Annotated in this window: 17 protein-coding genes; 8 read left to right on the top strand and 9 right to left on the bottom strand. The window is 29.0% G+C overall.

Annotated elements, in window-relative coordinates:
* Positions 1-3 precede the first annotated feature (3 nt).
* The gene (locus ACTTAU_RS02265; RefSeq protein WP_438305945.1) at positions 4-822 is read right to left on the bottom strand and encodes a TIGR01459 family HAD-type hydrolase; all 819 of its coding nucleotides are present in this window, start codon (positions 820-822) and stop codon (positions 4-6) included.
* Positions 823-946: 124 nt separating this feature from the next.
* Between ACTTAU_RS02265 and groES the strand changes: the two genes are divergently transcribed.
* Positions 947-1,237: a co-chaperone GroES gene (gene groES, locus ACTTAU_RS02260; protein ID WP_085113783.1), complete on the top strand. Its 291-nt coding sequence runs from the start codon at positions 947-949 to the stop codon at positions 1,235-1,237.
* 22 nt (positions 1,238-1,259) lie between these two features.
* Complete coding sequence (gene groL / locus ACTTAU_RS02255; protein ID WP_085113782.1) at positions 1,260-2,921, top strand: chaperonin GroEL; 1,662 nt, start codon at positions 1,260-1,262, stop codon at positions 2,919-2,921.
* A 96-nt stretch (positions 2,922-3,017) separates the two neighbouring features.
* On the opposite strand, the gene ACTTAU_RS02250 is transcribed toward groL, so the two are convergent.
* Both ACTTAU_RS02250 and ACTTAU_RS02245 read right to left on the bottom strand, forming a co-directional pair.
* Positions 3,018-4,274, bottom strand: a complete 1,257-nt coding sequence (locus ACTTAU_RS02250) for a PD-(D/E)XK nuclease family protein (RefSeq protein WP_438305947.1) — start codon at positions 4,272-4,274, stop codon at positions 3,018-3,020.
* 10 nt (positions 4,275-4,284) lie between these two features.
* Complete coding sequence (locus ACTTAU_RS02245) at positions 4,285-5,115, bottom strand: endonuclease/exonuclease/phosphatase family protein (RefSeq protein ID WP_438305949.1); 831 nt, start codon at positions 5,113-5,115, stop codon at positions 4,285-4,287.
* Positions 5,116-5,357: 242 nt separating this feature from the next.
* Between ACTTAU_RS02245 and ACTTAU_RS02240 the strand changes: the two genes are divergently transcribed.
* From ACTTAU_RS02240 to typA, 4 genes are all read left to right on the top strand, one after another.
* Positions 5,358-5,720: an HIT family protein gene (locus ACTTAU_RS02240; RefSeq protein WP_438305950.1), complete on the top strand. Its 363-nt coding sequence runs from the start codon at positions 5,358-5,360 to the stop codon at positions 5,718-5,720.
* Between the two features lie 5 nt (positions 5,721-5,725).
* Positions 5,726-6,781, top strand: a complete 1,056-nt coding sequence (locus ACTTAU_RS02235) for an HNH endonuclease signature motif containing protein (protein ID WP_438305951.1) — start codon at positions 5,726-5,728, stop codon at positions 6,779-6,781.
* A gap of 268 nt (positions 6,782-7,049) precedes the next feature.
* Positions 7,050-7,802, top strand: a complete 753-nt coding sequence (locus ACTTAU_RS02230; protein WP_438305953.1) for an FkbM family methyltransferase — start codon at positions 7,050-7,052, stop codon at positions 7,800-7,802.
* 309 nt (positions 7,803-8,111) lie between these two features.
* Positions 8,112-9,938, top strand: coding sequence for a translational GTPase TypA (gene typA, locus ACTTAU_RS02225; protein WP_438305955.1), 1,827 nt, complete (start codon positions 8,112-8,114; stop codon positions 9,936-9,938).
* On the opposite strand, the gene ACTTAU_RS02220 is transcribed toward typA, so the two are convergent.
* Positions 9,935-10,582, bottom strand: coding sequence for a membrane protein YczE (locus ACTTAU_RS02220; protein ID WP_438305957.1), 648 nt, complete (start codon positions 10,580-10,582; stop codon positions 9,935-9,937). The genes typA and ACTTAU_RS02220 overlap by 4 nt on opposite strands.
* 55 nt (positions 10,583-10,637) lie before the next feature.
* Between ACTTAU_RS02220 and ACTTAU_RS02215 the strand changes: the two genes are divergently transcribed.
* On the top strand, positions 10,638-11,321 hold the full coding sequence (locus ACTTAU_RS02215; RefSeq protein WP_438305959.1) for a DUF6134 family protein: 684 nt from the start codon (positions 10,638-10,640) through the stop codon (positions 11,319-11,321).
* Between the two features lies 1 nt (position 11,322).
* Here the strand turns inward: ACTTAU_RS02215 and ACTTAU_RS02210 are convergent, their stop codons facing one another.
* From ACTTAU_RS02210 to tldD, 3 genes are read right to left on the bottom strand one after another with little or no spacing between them, the layout of a single operon-like run.
* Positions 11,323-12,291 carry an NAD(P)-binding protein gene (locus tag ACTTAU_RS02210; RefSeq protein WP_438305960.1) on the bottom strand — a complete coding sequence of 323 codons (969 nt, stop codon included), beginning with the start codon at positions 12,289-12,291 and terminating at the stop codon, positions 11,323-11,325.
* Positions 12,288-13,604 (bottom strand): TldD/PmbA family protein, encoded by a 1,317-nt coding sequence (locus ACTTAU_RS02205; RefSeq protein WP_438305961.1) that lies wholly within the window; start codon positions 13,602-13,604, stop codon positions 12,288-12,290. The genes ACTTAU_RS02210 and ACTTAU_RS02205 overlap by 4 nt, the downstream gene beginning before the upstream one ends.
* Positions 13,605-15,017: a metalloprotease TldD gene (gene tldD / locus ACTTAU_RS02200; protein ID WP_438305963.1), complete on the bottom strand. Its 1,413-nt coding sequence runs from the start codon at positions 15,015-15,017 to the stop codon at positions 13,605-13,607.
* Between the two features lie 88 nt (positions 15,018-15,105).
* Between tldD and ACTTAU_RS02195 the strand changes: the two genes are divergently transcribed.
* Entirely contained in the window at positions 15,106-15,456 is a 351-nt protein-coding gene (locus ACTTAU_RS02195; RefSeq protein ID WP_438305964.1) for a DCC1-like thiol-disulfide oxidoreductase family protein, read from the top strand.
* Here ACTTAU_RS02195 and ACTTAU_RS02190 read toward each other — a convergent pair.
* Both ACTTAU_RS02190 and ACTTAU_RS02185 read right to left on the bottom strand, forming a co-directional pair.
* Positions 15,453-15,713: a hypothetical protein gene (locus ACTTAU_RS02190; RefSeq protein WP_438305966.1), complete on the bottom strand. Its 261-nt coding sequence runs from the start codon at positions 15,711-15,713 to the stop codon at positions 15,453-15,455. The genes ACTTAU_RS02195 and ACTTAU_RS02190 overlap by 4 nt on opposite strands.
* 57 nt (positions 15,714-15,770) lie before the next feature.
* Complete coding sequence (locus tag ACTTAU_RS02185) at positions 15,771-16,985, bottom strand: hypothetical protein (RefSeq protein WP_438305968.1); 1,215 nt, start codon at positions 16,983-16,985, stop codon at positions 15,771-15,773.
* Positions 16,986-17,009: the final 24 nt, after the last annotated feature.

Raw genomic sequence — 17,009 nt, 5'->3', positions numbered from 1 at the left:
ATTTTACCACTTTAATTCACTTTGAGTAAAATTACATATTGCTTCATAATTTTTTGAAACTCTCTCTAAACCATGTTCTTCAATTTCTTTTTTATGAACACCATTGCTAATTAACAATGAGTCATAATTTAATAAATTAGCACCTTTTATATCTGTATTTAAGTTATCTCCAATGCAAAGAACTTTTTTGTTTTTGTTGTCGATTGATTGATTGTAAACCTCAGGATACGGTTTTCCAAAATAAGTTACTTTGCCTCCCATTTTTTCAAAAACCATTGCAACTGAACCAGCACACAGCTCTCTTTTATCTCCTTTGTCCACAATTAAATCTGGATTGGTACATATCATTTGTTTATTGATATTTTTTTCAAATAAATCTTTGTAGTAATTTAAATCCTTATCATATTTTTCAAACAATCCTGTGCATAGTAAATATTCAGAGTTTTCTAAACTCTGTGATTTATCTTTTTCAAATTCTTTAAACAAATCAAAATCTCTAGGTGGTCCTATGTGATAAAATTTTTTATTTGTAAAATTATTTTTTAAATAATTCAAAGAGGCTTCACCTGAACTGAATACGTGGTTTCTAATATTTTCATCTAATTGCATATTCTTTAAAAAAACTCTTACAGCCTGACTTGGTCTTGGAGCATTTGTTAACAAGACATATTCTTTGCCTTTTTGCTCTAGCTCATTGAGTGCTCTAACTGCTTCTTGGTGGAGACTAATTCCATTGTGAAGTACACCCCACAAATCAATATAAAAAAGGTCATAATTTTTAGCAATTGAGCTTAAGCCGTCTTTGTCTAAATTTTTAGTCATTAAACTCATCTATAAACTAAATAACCTTATATTTCCTATATTTTTTAATTAGTATTTTTAATGAGAACCTTGAAATGGAGTGGCTAGTATCTATATGAGGATCATATTTATAAAGGAGAATTTTATGAAATTTAAACCGTTACACGATAGAGTTTTAATTGAAGTATTAGACAGCAGTGAGAAAACTGCTGGTGGAATTATCATCCCTGATACTGCGCAAGAAAAACCTCAAGAAGGTAAAGTTGTTGCAGTTGGTGGTGGCGCAAAAACTGAAGATGGAAAAATAATTCCAATGGACGTTAAAGTTGGTGACAAAGTTTTATTTGGCAAATGGTCAGGAACTGAAGTCAAAATTGATGGTAAGGAATACAGCATAATGAAAGAGTCAGACATTATGGGTATTTCAAGCAAATAATTTAATTTAAAGGAGAAATATAATGGCAAAAGTAATTAAATTTGATGCTGAAGCACGAGCAGCAATGATGAGAGGTGTTAACATCTTGGCTGATACAGTAAAAGTTACATTGGGACCAAAAGGTAGAAATGTTGTAATGGACAAATCTTATGGTGCTCCAAGAATAACTAAAGATGGTGTTTCAGTAGCTAAAGAAATTGATTTAGAAGATAAATTTGAGAACATGGGTGCTCAAATGGTTAAAGAAGTTGCTAGCAAAACAAATGATGAAGCTGGTGACGGTACAACTACTGCAACAATTTTAGCACAAGCTATAGTTAAAGAAGGTGTAAAATATGTTACGGCTGGTATGAATCCAATGGATGTTAAACGAGGGATTGATGCAGCAGTTGAAGTTGTAAAAGAAAATCTTGTTTCTTCTGCAAAAAAAGTAAAAGATAGTGATGAAATTGCGCAAGTAGGAACTATTTCTGCTAATGGTGACAAAGAAATTGGAACCATGATTGCAAAAGCGATGCAAAAAGTTGGAAATGAAGGTGTAATCACTGTTGAAGAAAACAAAGGTATTGAAACTGAATTAGATGTTGTTGAAGGTATGCAGTTTGATAGAGGTTATCTATCTCCATACTTTATCACTAACAGTGATAAGATGACTACTGAGTTAGAAAATCCTTTTATTCTTTTACATGAGAAAAAATTGACTAACTTGCAACCAATGGTTCCTCTTTTAGAGGCAGTTGTTCAAGCTGGTAGACCATTAATGATTATCTCTGAAGATGTTGAAGGTGAAGCACTAGCGACACTTGTAGTAAACAAGCTAAGAGGTGGTTTAAAAGTTGTGGCTGTTAAAGCACCTGGATTTGGTGATAGAAGAAAGGCTATGCTTGAAGATATCGCTATCTTAACAGGCGGTCAGGTAATTTCTGAAGACTTAGGAATTAAACTTGAAAATGTTAAACTTGAAGATCTTGGCTCTTGTAAAAAAGTTAAGGTTGATAAAGATAACAGCACAATTGTTAACGGAAGTGGTAAAAAATCTGATATCGAAGCTAGATGCTCTTCAATCAAACAACAAATTGATGAAACAACATCTGACTACGATAAAGAAAAACTTCAAGAGAGACTTGCTAAACTAGCAGGTGGAGTTGCAGTTATCAAAGTTGGTGGTGCAACTGAAGTTGAAGTTAAAGAGAGAAAAGATAGAGTTGAAGATGCTTTAAATGCAACAAGAGCTGCTGTTGAAGAAGGTATTGTAACAGGTGGTGGATGTGCATTGTTATATGCTGCTCAAGAGCTAAGTAAAGTCAAAGTTAAAGGTGACGACCAAAAAGCTGGTGTTGAGTTAGTTAGAAAAGCACTTGAGGCCCCTATCAGACAAATTACTAAAAATGCTGGTGTAGATGGTTCAGTTGTAGTTGGAAAATTGCTAGAGCAAAATAAAAAAACACATGGCTATGATGCTCAAAGTGAAGAGTATTGTGATATGTTTTCAAAAGGTATTATCGACCCAGTTAAGGTTGTGAGAACTGCTCTTCAAGACGCTGCTTCTATTTCTGGATTATTAGTAACTACAGAAGCTATGATCGCTGACAAGCCAGAGGAAAAAGATGCTGCAGGTGGAATGCCTGGTGGTATGCCTGGTGGAATGGGCGGCATGGGCGGTATGGGTGGCATGGGAATGTAATACGTTTCCATTTAGAGAACACTCTAAATACAAAAGTTAAACGAATTAGAAACCCTCAGAAAGAAATTTCTGGGGGTTTTTTTTATATATATAATTTTATCTAAATAAATGTACTACAAGAGGTTTGCATGCTAAAAAAGATTTAATTAAAATCTGATCAGCATTTTTATTGTCAACAAGACTATGCTTGTTAAAATAAAATCTACCTCCTACTTGAAATTGCAAGTTTGATTTTTTGTTATTATTTATTTCAAAAACTACTTTTAACCATTCCTCTTGCTGTTTTTGAGTAGGTTTTAATTTTGAAGAAATATCTTTAAATGCAGTTCTAATATCCATTTCAAGTCTTGCATCATGTATCGCAGGAGAACTTTGACTAGGATACCTTCTCTGTCCTAAAACAATTTGAGGTTTAAAACCTTCGCTAATGCCAAAAGATTTATCGTAATTAAGTGCTATTTCATGAACTATATTTCTAAAATTTTTCCAAGATAAACTATAAAAGTTTTTTTTTGTTTTTCCTTTTATTCTGTAAGGAATCGTAAAATCTGCCTCAATAAATTTATCACTCATTCCAATTGTTAAATGAGGTTCATCTGTAAATGATTTTTGTTTTATATTTGTATTAAAAGTCAGATAATCCCAAAGATTACCCTCTTTTTTAATCCCACTTCTTCCTTTTGCTTTAAGATCAATATTTAATTCATCACTAAGAATTTTATTTTTTCTGATTTTATTTACTAAAAGTTTTAATTGTCTTTTTCCTTCTCTATAAGAATAAGGGTTATCATCATCAAAATGTATGCCCGTAAATTCAGTAATTGAACCTTCTCTTAAATATTCATCTTCTACCATATTATTTTCTAACACATTAAAATAATCTACCAATTTTTTTGCCCATTCTGAATTTTTAGTTTCTTTATGTGCCCAACTATATACCGAATTCCAAGTTAATTGTTTCCAATTTTCTAATTTAACATTTGGTAATAAATCAACAACAATGCCTATTCCTTTTATTTTGTTAAAACCTCTTCTTCTAAGAGTTTTCTCATGTCTATTTAATTGATCTTGAGTAAGCGTTGAAGATACTTTGCTTTCAATAATCAAACATTCTTCTTCATTATATATAATAGCATCCGGTAAACCCTTCCTTTGTTTTTCATCTACATCTCTAGTAATTTGCCCGGGTACAGTTTGTTGTTCTATTTTTAAATCACTAGTATTTTTGAAGAAATTTTTACAAAATGTTTTAAGAAAACTTTCTAATAGTTTTTTATCCTCATAAAGACTTGACGCTAATGAGTGAGTTAATTTATTTTCAGGTTGGTTATATTGATCAAAAATATTTCTCATTTTAATTTAGTTATATTGCATATTTTACCATCAAAGGAGAGTGGTCACTAAATTTTTTTTCATTATGCAAATATTTAGCATCAAGCACTTTAAATTTTTTACTAGCAAAAAAGTGATCAAATCTTCTCTTTATTACATTATCTTTTCTATTAAATTTCCAACTGTAATCTTTCACATCATAAGAAAATAATTTTCTAAAACTATCTTCTATGCCAAATTCCTTTAAACCCACGATTATACCTCTTTCACCTTTATCCCATCTAACACCTTCACCACCTCTAAATGAGTTTCTAACTTTTGCCTCTCCCCTATCATTAATTCTTTGAGCAAAAGAGACCATTCCATTTTTTAAATCTTCTTCTTTTGGGGTATTAAAATCACCACATAAAATATTAAGATTATCTCTGTTCTCTTTTAATCTTTCATAAATTCCTTCTAAAGTTTCAATTTTAATCCAACCATTACCAGAACCAGGTGGAATATGAGTGGTGTGAAAATAGATTTCTGAATTATCTATAAATAACCTAACTGACAAAACTCTTTCCTGCCAAGGCACATTAAAGTCTTTAGGGTCATTGGATTCTAATTTAAAATTAGAAGCAATAATCTGTCCAAACATTCTCTTTTTAGTTAATATCTTTAAATCCGGTGCTAAATCAAAACTTGATATGATATTTTTATAGTTTGTAGATAATAGTTCTTTAAGTTTTTTATCAGAATTGATTAATACTTCTTGTAAGGCAACTACATCAGGTTTGAATGAATTAATGAAGTTTACTTGTTCTTCTGAATACTTAATTCTTTTTGCTGTGTTCCAAGTAAGACAACTAAACTCTCTCATTAGAATGAACTTATATCCCTTAACTCATTTAGTCATCTTTTGAGTTCCTTTTGAATTTGACCCTATTTGTGATGAACAGTGATGAACAATTTTAAGAAAAGATAAGTAAATCAGTAATTATTGAACTTTATAATATGAATGTAATACGATTCCAGTCCAGAACACTCTTCGTACAAGAGTTAAACAAATTAGAAACCCTCAGAAAGAAATTTCTGGGGGTTTTTTTTATGTTATAATTTTTCATGAGCAGTCCTTTTCTTGAAGTAAAAGAGAGAATATTTGAAAATTCAATTGGGTTTGTAATCTATGACAAATTTGCTGTAAGCAAAGGTCATTGTTTAATAATTCCTAAAAGAGAATATCCAGATTACTTCGAATCAACTGATGAAGAAATTATAGGATTAAATAAATTATTATTCCAAACAAAAGAATATCTTAAACAGAAATATAGTCCTGATGGTTTTAATGTTGGAATAAATTCAGGGGAATATGCAGGTCAAACAGTATTTCATATGCATATTCATCTTATACCAAGATATAAAAATGATGTTGAGAACCCCCGTGGTGGAGTAAGAAATGTTATTCCTGGTAAAGGTGACTATTAATATTAATGTATAGAAAAACATTTTCAGATTTTAAAAAAACTTTAGATAACGATATTAGAACAATAATACATAAAGGTAAGAACGTAGCGTGTTATAAATTTCCTTGGTTTCAAACAATATTAACTTTTGCAGAACAGGGAAAAACTCATATTAAAAAAGAACAATTATCAAAACCTTTTGTTGAAAAAATAATAAAACATACAAGAAAAAGTCCATTTCAAGGTCAAACTAAAGTTAGAGACGGAAAGATGCTTAAAAGTGTAAAAGACCATATTGATGGAAAAATCAATATGGAGGAATTGTTATTAATAACAGAAAAAGAGGGATTTAAAGACGTTGTTAGAGCATTACCAATTATCGGTTCCAAAAAAATCACCGACGATTTGTATATTGATGAAATGAAACTGAATAAAAGAATAATCCTTCAGGACAGTTTCTTAAAATTGGCACAAGATAAAAACCTAGTTAAGTTATTAGATGCAGGAACCGACTCGAGATGGGATCTTCAACAAAGAGTATGGGAAAAGAAGATGCATCCTAGCGCAATAATATCATTTGATGAAAATAATGAAATGTTTTATGAAGAACGTTTAAATCAAAGAATTTATCTTACATCTACCAAACCAACATTAACTAATTATCAGGGTGATGTTTGTTTTTACTGTAGAAAACCATGTTCATTAAATGATTTAGAGGTAGATCATTTTATTCCACTAGATTTAAATAAACAATTTTATTTACATAAAAAGAATAAATTAAATTACAATCTTAATAATATTGGAAATCTAGTTAATGCATGTCAAAAATGTAACGGACCAAAAGGAAAATGGCATATTTATTTTCCCAAAAAAGAATTTTGGTATGAACTTCACTCAAGAAATGAACAAATGTGTAATTCTGAAAAACCTCTTGAATTAACACTTCAATCAAACTTAGGAAAAACAACTGAGCAAAGGTTGCAAAAACTTATAGAATTAAGAGATCTATGTTTTGAACTTTATTTGAATGAATGGGAAGGTCCATTAGAAATGTATGGTTCATTGCATTATTATAAAAATTAAATGATGAATGTATCTTTTGAATTCCTTTTGAGTTGCGTTTGAAAAGTGATGAATGATGATGAATGTATCTTCAATAAGTCTGTAAATAGTACTATTTTTGAAACCAGTATGAGAATGTAACAAGTCCAGACACTCAAAAAAATTTAAAAACGCCAGAGAAATCAACCTCTCTGGCGTTTTTTTTTACATTCAACGTACTAACAATGTATATTCAAGGTAGTTCCTTTTTTGTTTTTAGTAAACTTAAAAAATAAAAAATGATTTAATTATGAAATTAGAGGAAAAAATTAAAGAGAAATATTTATACAGTGCTGGTTTTAATTTATTCAAAAATTTATACTTTTATATTCAAAAATTAAAAAGTAATAATTATATCAAAAAATCATATTCTAGTGGTGCTCAAGATTTAATAATCAATTATTTTTTTAAAGATAAACAAAAAGGTGTTTATATTGATGTTGGTTGTTATCATCCTTACAAAGGTAATAATACAAAATTACTTTATGATCGAGGTTGGTCAGGAATAAATATTGACTTAGATTTTCATACTATAGACTTTTTCAATTTTATTAGAAAAAGAGATGAAAATATAAATATAGCAATTTCAGAAAAGGAAGCTGAAAAAGATTTATATTTTTTTCATAATCGCTCAGCAATAAATTCCTTAAGTGAGATAAGAAAAAAAGGAGCAAAAGAAATAAAAAGAATTAAAACAAAAACTTTGAATTCTATAATTGAGAATTCTAAATTTAAGGACGAGAAAATTAACCTTTTATCAATAGATGTAGAAGGTCATGAAATAGAAGTTTTAAGAAGCATTGATTTAAAAAAATATTATCCAGAAATGATTGTTATTGAGTTTCTTGAAAGAGATATCATTGACAATATGGAGTTCCATAATCAAAATATAGATCAAATCATTAACTCTGATATTTACCAGCATATGATCAAGAATGGTTATCACCTTGTAAATTGGTTACATTCCGACTTAATTTTTGTCCACAATTCTATTAGAAAATAACTAATCAAAATTATAGTTAGAATAGAGATATAAACTCCTAATTTCAAAAAAATATTAAAAACCATTTTAATAATAGTTTTTTTTTTGAAATTAATTAAAGTAAAATTATGTCTAAAAGATATAGTGGAAAATCATTCAAAGACTCTAGTGTAAAAAAACAACCAAAATTAAGTTTAAAAGAAAAAAGAAGAATCAAAAAAGAAAAGCAAAAAAAATCAAATTAAAAACAAAATAACAAATAAAAGTGAGGTTATTGTGGTTTTTTTTAAGTTTTCAAAGCTTTTTATTTCTATATAACGGCGTCAATTTATGAGCCAAGAAATAAGAAATATTACGATTATTGCCCACGTTGATCATGGGAAGACTACTTTAATAGACAACCTAATGAAACAAAGTGGATCTTTTAGAGAGAACGAAGTGGTAGATGAGAGATTAATGGACTCTGGTGAATTAGAGAAAGAAAGAGGAATTACTATTCTTGCAAAACCTGCATCAATCAATTGGAAAAATTCTAGAATAAATATTATTGATACTCCTGGACACCGAGATTTTGCGGCAGAAGTTGAGAGAGTTTTAAGTATGGCTGATGGTGCTTTACTTTTAATTGACTCTGCAGAAGGTGTGATGCCTCAAACTAAATTTGTATTAGCTAAAGCTTTGAAACAAGGCTTGAAGCCAATAGTTGTTATTAATAAATTAGATAAAGCTGATCAAAGAGCAAATGAAGTTTTGGATGAAACTTTTGATTTATTTGTAAGCTTAGATGCAAATGAAGAACAATTAGATTTTCCAGTACTTTATGCAAGTGGTAGATCAGGTTGGGCAGATAAAGAAGTTGATGGACCAAGAGAAAATTTAAACCCTCTTTTAGATCAAATTATAGACCATGTTAAACCAGCAGAATTAGATAAATCTAAACCATTTGCGATGCTATCAACATTATTATACTCAGATAGTTTTTTAGGCAGAAGTTTGGTTGGAAGAATTAATCAAGGAACTGCAAAAGCAAATCAGGCCATTAAAGCAATCGACTTAGAAGGTAATAAAGTTGATGAAGGAAGATTAACTAAAATATTTAGATATGAAGGAACTAAAAAAGTGCCTATAGAAGTAGGTGAAGCAGGTGACATTGTCGTTATTGCTGGATTAGAAAAAGCAAATGTTGCAGATACTATATGTGATTTGGAAGTTAATGATCCAATACCAGCAACACCTATTGATCCACCTACAATGTCTATTACAATCACTGTAAACACTTCTCCACTAGCGGGCACTGAGGGTAAAAAACTAACAAGTACACAAATTAGAGATAGATTGCTTCAAGAAGCACAGAATAATGTTGGTATCACTTTTTCTGAAAATGATGGAAATGACTCATTCGTAGTAAGTGGTAGAGGCGAATTGATGTTGGAGATTTTACTTACTCAAATGAGAAGAGAAGGATTTGAAATGACTGTAAGTCCTCCAAAAGTGTTGTTCAAAAAAGATGAAGCTGGAAATAGATTAGAGCCAATTGAGGAAATCACCGTAGACATTGATGATGAATATTCATCAAAAGTAATAGATTCTATGAATAGAAGAAAAGGTAAGCTAATTGATCTAAAAGATACTGGTAAAGATAAAAAGAGACTTATTTTTCATGCGCCTACAAGAGGATTGATGGGTTACACAAGTAGATTTTTAACTCTTACAAAAGGTAACGGAGTAATAAATAGAATTTTCCATGGGTATGGTGCTTATGAAGGGGATATGGAAGGTAGAAGAAATGGTGCGTTAATTGCGATGGAACAAGGAAAAGCTGTTGCTTTTGCAATTTTTAACCTTCAGGCAAGAGGTGAAATGTTCGTAACACATAATGATCCAGTTTATGCAGGGATGATTGTTGGTCTTTCTCCTAAACCAGGTGACATGATTATTAATGTTATGAAGGGTAAAAAGTTAACAAACATGAGAACTCAAGGAACAGACGAAAATGTTGTACTTACACCTGTAAGAAAAATGTCAATTGCAGAACAATTAAGCATGTTAAATACTGATGAAGCATTAGAAATTACCCCAACTTCTTGTAGATTGAGAAAAGCAATCTTAGATCCTCATGAAAGAAAAAGAAGTGAAAAATCAAGCGCTGCAGCTTAATTAAATAATTTATTCACTAAATATAAACCCAAAGCTACGCAAGGCCCAATACCAAAAGCGAACAATAAAGTTCCTATTCCAACAACACCACCCAAATACCAACCAATCGTCACAACCGTTATTTCTAATAAAGCCCTAACAAGAGCGATAGGTAAATTTGTTTTTTTTTGAAGACCAATCATCAATCCATCCCTTGGTCCGGGCCCCAAGTTTGCAACTAAATAAATACCTCCACCAATACCAACTAATAGCACCGAACAAATTGCTAAGATTAATTGATAGATAAAATCTGAGGGTGTAGGAACAAACTTGATACAAAGATCTATCATTACAGAAATTATTAAAGCATTCAAAACTGTTCCAATCCCAGGTTTTTGATCTAAAAAAATCCAAAGGAATAAAACACCAACACTAATGAGAAAAGTGATTGTGCCAATTGATAAATCTACATTCAATGAAATTCCTTGAGCCAATACACTCCATGGTGACGCTCCAGTAAAAGAAACAATCAATAGTCCCTCCCCTAAGCCAAATAAAGTTAATCCAAAACATAAATAAAAAAATGTTGAGATTTTTGGTTTAAAATTTAATGGTTTGTCTGAACTCCACCAAACATTTGGAACATTTTTAATTTTAAGGAACATATTGTTGAATACTTTATCTATATAAAATAATAAGCTTTATATTTAAAATTACTATATGAAAAAAATCTTTCTCATCTTTATTATAATATTTTTAACTTCAACCAATTCTTTTGGTCATATAGGTCATTACAATAATTTTAATAAATTGGAGATGGAAGTCTTAAGAAATAATGAAGTTATTGGATATAACTTTTATTTTTTTAAAAGAAATGGCAAAGAAACAATTGTTACAAATCAAATACAATTTAAAGTAAAATTTCTAGGGGCTACAATATTTAAAGTTGAGGGCTATGCTGAAGAAAAATATTTAGAAGATCAATTAATATCTTTTAATTCTAAAACGAAACAAAATGATAAAGAAAAATTTGTAAATTTATCATTCAATAAAGAAAATAAAGAATTTGAAATAGAAGGCTCATCATATACTGGAAAAGGATCTTTAGATAACGTAATTGGAAGTTGGTGGAACCACAAAATTTTACAAGCAACTAGTCAAATAAGTCCTGTATCTGGGAGCATTAAAGAGCAAGTAGTGACATTCATAAAAAAAGAAAAAATAGAACAGTATGGAAAAATCTATAACACTGATCACTTTAAATTAAGATCTAAAGATATGAATATTTCTAAAGATAAAAGACTGGATTTCGATATCTGGTATGACAGTAAAACAGGTAAAATTATTAGAGTTTCTTATAATCGAATGGGGAATTGGGAATATAGATTAAAAAATTACGATTAAATTATTTTATCTTTTTATATAAATCCATCGCACTAATCCAGCCAGACTCTAATCTTGGACCTACAAACCAGTCCCCACACGCTCCAATTTTTAGTGATGAATTCCAATAGCTATTAATTTTTGGAGGTTTAGAATTTGATGAATATTTCCATCCATGATTAATTATATCTTGAGGTTTAATTCTTTTTATTTTCAATAGATCAAAAAATTTTTTGATCAAAATTTGAGAGTTTTTATTCTTATTTATTCTATTATTATTAATGTGTTTGTTGGCCCACATATAAGTGCTTTGTAGTGTCCATAAATTCTTATTACTTTTAAATCTTTTTTTTGTATTTTCATTAGCAGCCCATCCTAAAATTGGATCATCGAAAAAATAACTGCTCACTGTACTAATTTTTTTATTAATAGAAATCATAACAGTTATATTTGCATCCATCTTTATTTTTTGATCAAGAAATGAATGTTTAATTATTTTTTTAGTAAGTTTTTTTAATTGTGGAAATGGACATGTTAAAATTAAATTTGAATATCTTTTTTTATCTCCATCAGAAAAAGATAAAACCCACTTTTTATTTTTTTTTTCTATTTTTTTTAATTCTTTATGAAAATGACATTTAATATCTTTTAATAGATACTTGCTAATATCATTATTACCTTTTACCCCAATAATTTTAACATGTTTTTTATCCTCTTTTTTTTTAGTATTTAAAAATAAATGTTTTCCACCCCATTTTTTTAAAACTCTCTGTTTAATTAATTGATTAATAAATTTTTTAAAATTTATACTTTTTGGTGAAATATATTGTGTGCCATGGTCAAAACCTATTTTATCCTTTAATCTTTTAAATGAAGAGCGGCCACCTGGACCTCTTGCCTTATCAAATACATCAACTGAATATTTTTTGTTTAAAAGATTTGCAATAGTTGATCCTGAAATACCTGAACCAATTATACAGAAATCTTTCATTTACCTGCAACAACCATACCTTCTATCATTGCAGTAGGTGAATTTGTTGAGAATTCAAATTCTAAATCATTTGCTAAAGTTAAATTTTGAAACATTTCTTTAAAATTTCCAGCAATAGTAAATTCATTAATTGGATACTTAAACTCACCATCTTCAATCAAAAAACCAGTGGCTCCCACTGAATAATCACCTGTAACTAAATTTGTTCCATGACCAATTGTTTCAGTAACATAAATCATTTTCGAATTAGATTTCAAAAGATCATTAAAACTTAGTTCTCCATTTTCAAAGAAAAGATTTGAAGTTCCTCCACATCTTCCATTTGATTTAAGGTTAAGTTTTTTTCCATTGTAAGTATCAATTAAATAAGATTTTAGGCTACCATTCTCTACGAGCTTTAGGGTTTCTGTTTCTACTCCTTCAGAGTCAAAAGGCCTTGATCCTAAACCTTTTAGAATATCTGGTTGATCTATAATATTTATATTTTGTGAAAAGACCTGTTCACCTAATTTATCTTTTAAAAATGAAGTACCTCTTGCGATTGCTGATCCACTAATTGCACCAGCAAATGCACTTAACAAACTACTTGCTATTCTTTTATCAAAAATAATATTAATTTTTTCACTACCAATTTTTTTAGGGCTAAGTTTTTTTATTGTTTTTTCCCTAGTCTCTTTTGCTAAGTGACTTGAGGATTTAATATCTGATAAAAAACATTTGGAAGTATAATCATAATCTCTTTCCATACTTTTATCATCTTTTGCAACTGCAACACATGATGCTGTAAATGAGGAGGTTTTATAACCCTCACAAAAACCATCAGAACTTGCTAGGATGAAATTTGATTTATTTTCAGTAAAGCCTGACTCTGTGTTAACTATGTTTTTATTTTCTGAAGTAACTGTCTCTAGTTCTTTTAGGTATTCAATTTTTTTATCATTCTCAATATGAGAATCATCATATAAATCTAAATCTTTTACATTTTTTGCTAATAAGTTTTTATCTGGCAGCCCATTGAATTCATCCTCTGGTGTTATTTTTGTAGTTTCAACACATTTTTCAATTAAAGTTTTTATATTTTCATCCAATAAATTAGATGAAGAGATCGATGATTTTTTTTTATCAATATAAGTTGTAATACTTAACCCTAAATTATCTGATCTATTCGACTCATCTAAAACTTTATTTCTAAAACTCACAGACTCTGAAATTGAATGACCAACACTTACACTTGCAGATGTTGCTCCTATTTTTTTTGCTAGGTCTAAACAAAAGGATGCTTTATTCCTTAAATATTCCTGATCCTTAACCATTTAAAGTTTAGTGCCACCCACAGTCATTTTGTCAATTAATATTGAAGGTTGTGCTACTCCAACAGGCACTCCTTGTCCTGCTTTACCACATGTTCCAATGCCTGGATCTAACATCATATCGTTTCCTACCATTGACACTTCTTTTAGTATTGATGGACCATCTCCAATTAAAGTTGCTCCTTTTATTGGTGATCCAATTTTACCATCAATAATTTCATATGCTTCAGTACAATTAAAAACAAATTTTCCAGATGTAATATCAACTTGTCCACCCCCAAAGCTTACTGCAAATATTCCTTTATCAACTGAGCTAATCATTTCATCTTGAGTATTTTTACCACTCAACATCATCGTATTTCTCATTCTTGGAAGCACTACATGTTTATAACTCTCACGCCTTCCATTGCCTGTTGATTTTGTTTTCATCAATCTTGCATTGAGTCTGTCTTGCATAAAATTTTTTAATATACCATTTTCAATTAAAACAGTTCTTTCAGTTGGTGTTCCTTCATCATCAATTGTTAAGCTCCCTCTTCTCTTATCAATAGTACCATCATCAACAATTGTAACTCCTTCGCTTGCAACCCTCTGCCCCATTAAATCGTGAAAAGCTGAAGTTTTTTTTCTGTTAAAATCACCTTCTAAACCATGACCAATTGCTTCATGAATTAAAATTGCAGGCCAACCTGGTCCTAAAACAACTTTCATTTCTCCAGCAGGAGCAGGCTTACTTTCTAAATTAACAGATGCAATTCTATAAGCTTCATCACAAACATTTTTCCAATTTTCATTATCTAAATAAGAGTCATATGACTGCCTTCCGCCAATTCCATATACACCTGTTTCTTTTCTTCCATTTTTTTCAAGCATGACTGAAACATTGAATCTAACAAGTGGTCTTACATCTGTGATTGACTGACCTCCTGATCTTATAATTTCAATTGATTTTTGCTCACCTGAGAAACTAGTAGTAACTTGTTTTACATTTGTATCTTTTGATCTTAAGTAATCATTTACTTTATTTAAAACTTCTAGCTTTGACTTTAAATTTTTTTCTTCAATTGGATTAAAATCATTATAAAATTTTTTGTTAGTTTTGGGTATTTCTTGATTATAGGTACCGTTAGAAGATTTCAGAGTAGATTTTAAATTTTTGGAGGATTGATTTAGAGAATTTTTAGAAATTTCATTAGAATGAGAATAAGCAACTATTTCTCCTGAAATTGCTCTGAAACCAAAGCCTAAATCTGAAATATAGTTGGAACTTTTAATTTTATTATCATCCAACATAATATTCTCTGCTTTAGAGTCCTCAAAGTACAGCTCACCATCATCACATTTATTTAAAGTATCTGAAACTATATTTTCAGCATCTTTTCTTGTTAAATCTGTTTTTTCAAAGAAATTACTCACAAGATGTACATAATGAGTTTAATCTGAATTTCAACTAGAGTTATTAACTCATATACATATCTATTTATATTTAATATTGTCTCAGATTATGAAAGTTTATTTCAATAACTCTTGTAAAATATGTAAAGCAGAAATTGATCTTTATAAAAAAGAAAAGATTAATGAGATTAATTGGGTTGATATCACTAATAATGATCAAGCTAAGATTGAAACAAAAAAAGATGCAAAAGAATTACTAAGAAGATTGCATGTTGAAAAAAATGGTCAAATTTTTAGTGGAGCAAAAGCATTTTTATTAGTTTGGAAGAATATTCCAAAATATAAATTTTTATATTCAATTTTTAGTCTGCCAATTATTTTTCAAATTTTTTCTATCGGATATGAAATAATTGCTTTTTTTTTGTATCTGAAAAACAAAAAACAAATAAAAACTAACTAAAGAATTAAAATCAAAAATTTACTAAACCAAGACATAAAAGATACAAACATAATCAAAAAAATTGAGTACATTAATGTAACTAATTTATTTTTTTTTCTTCTAAGTCTTACAAAATCTTTATCATCAAGATCGGAATAATCCCTTTCTCCAACTACTTGGTAATCGTAAGTCCATCTCCAAGTACTATCTCCAAGTCTAGCATCAAGACTATTTACATAGGATATCCATGCCAAGACATATTTAAAAATTAAATACATTATTATTAAAAAAATAGTGCCAAAAAACATGATTAATCTTACAATTAATCTAAAAAACTAGTTAGTATTTTTTTCTCTCTTTTTAGCAATTAATTGAGTGAGTGCATCAACCATTGTATCTGAAGCTTTAAAAATCTCGTTATTTTTAAACTCGTGTGAAATATTTTTTTCTGGATTTGTTTTGTCCTCAATAACTATTCCTTCATCTGGAGAATTATTTTTTATGTAAATTAGTAATAACCATTCTTCATCAACTGCCTCGTCCCATTTTACAAAAATTTCACCAGTTTCAAATCTCCTATCAATACATCTTAAAATGGACATATGGCGAGTGATATGTCTTTTATTTAATTGAAATACTAAACTACTTGCACTTCTATAAAAACTTTCAAGGGCAAATTCAATTTTTTGTCTTGCAATAGTATATTCTTTTTCTTTCTGTAATAATGTTTCTCTATCTTCATTTCCTTGGATCTTTACACCTAACGCCTCTACTCTCTCTCTAATTTTTTGATCTCTTATAACTCGATATTTCTCTTTTAATTTTTCAATTCTTTCTTGTAATCCAGCATAATCTTCTCTTTTTTCTTTTAGGGATATTTTTTCTAATTTTTCTAATTCTTTTACTTCTCTAATTCTGAATTTTTCAATTTGTTTTTCTAATTTTAATTGTTGTAAAAACTGTTTTTGTTTCTCGGCTTGTTCGATTCTTATTAACGCCTGCTCTTTTCTTAAAAAAAGCTTAATATCTTTATTTCTTTGTTTTTCTAATCTTATTTCATCTTTGAGAACTTGTTCCTTGACCTTTATTTTTAATTTTTCTTCTTCTTCTTTTTCTTTTTGTAATTTTATTTTTTCTAAACGCTCTTTTTCAATTTGTTCTAATTTTAATTTTCTTTTTTGATCTTGTTTTACAATTTTATATCTTTCAATTGTTTCTGAAATTTTATCAAAAAAAGATTGAACGTATTTCTCTAAATTAAAATTTAGATTAAATTTGAAGTTTGGCTTGAATGATAGTTGAAATTTTATAATCTTAGTAATTAAATCTTCTTTAGTTCTTTTTTGAACCTTTAATATTTTTCTTTTCTTTGTTTTTTTTAAAACTTTAATTTTTTTTGCTTTTGGACTTATTTTTTTTTTAAATTTATTTTTAATTTTAGTTTTAATAACCTTGATATTTGATTTTTTAATCTTTTTGGGAAAATTTGTTTTTCTTTCCTTTCTTTGTTTAGATTTGTTTTTTGATAATTTTTTTTTTCTTTTTTTCATTTGAATGAGATTAAATATTTATCA

Source organism: Candidatus Pelagibacter sp. HIMB1505 (assembly GCF_052047915.1).
GTDB lineage: Bacteria > Pseudomonadota > Alphaproteobacteria > Pelagibacterales > Pelagibacteraceae > Pelagibacter > Pelagibacter communis_A.
The sequence above is the reverse complement of the archived record's forward strand: the minus strand, read 5'-3'. Positions and strand labels throughout refer to the sequence as shown.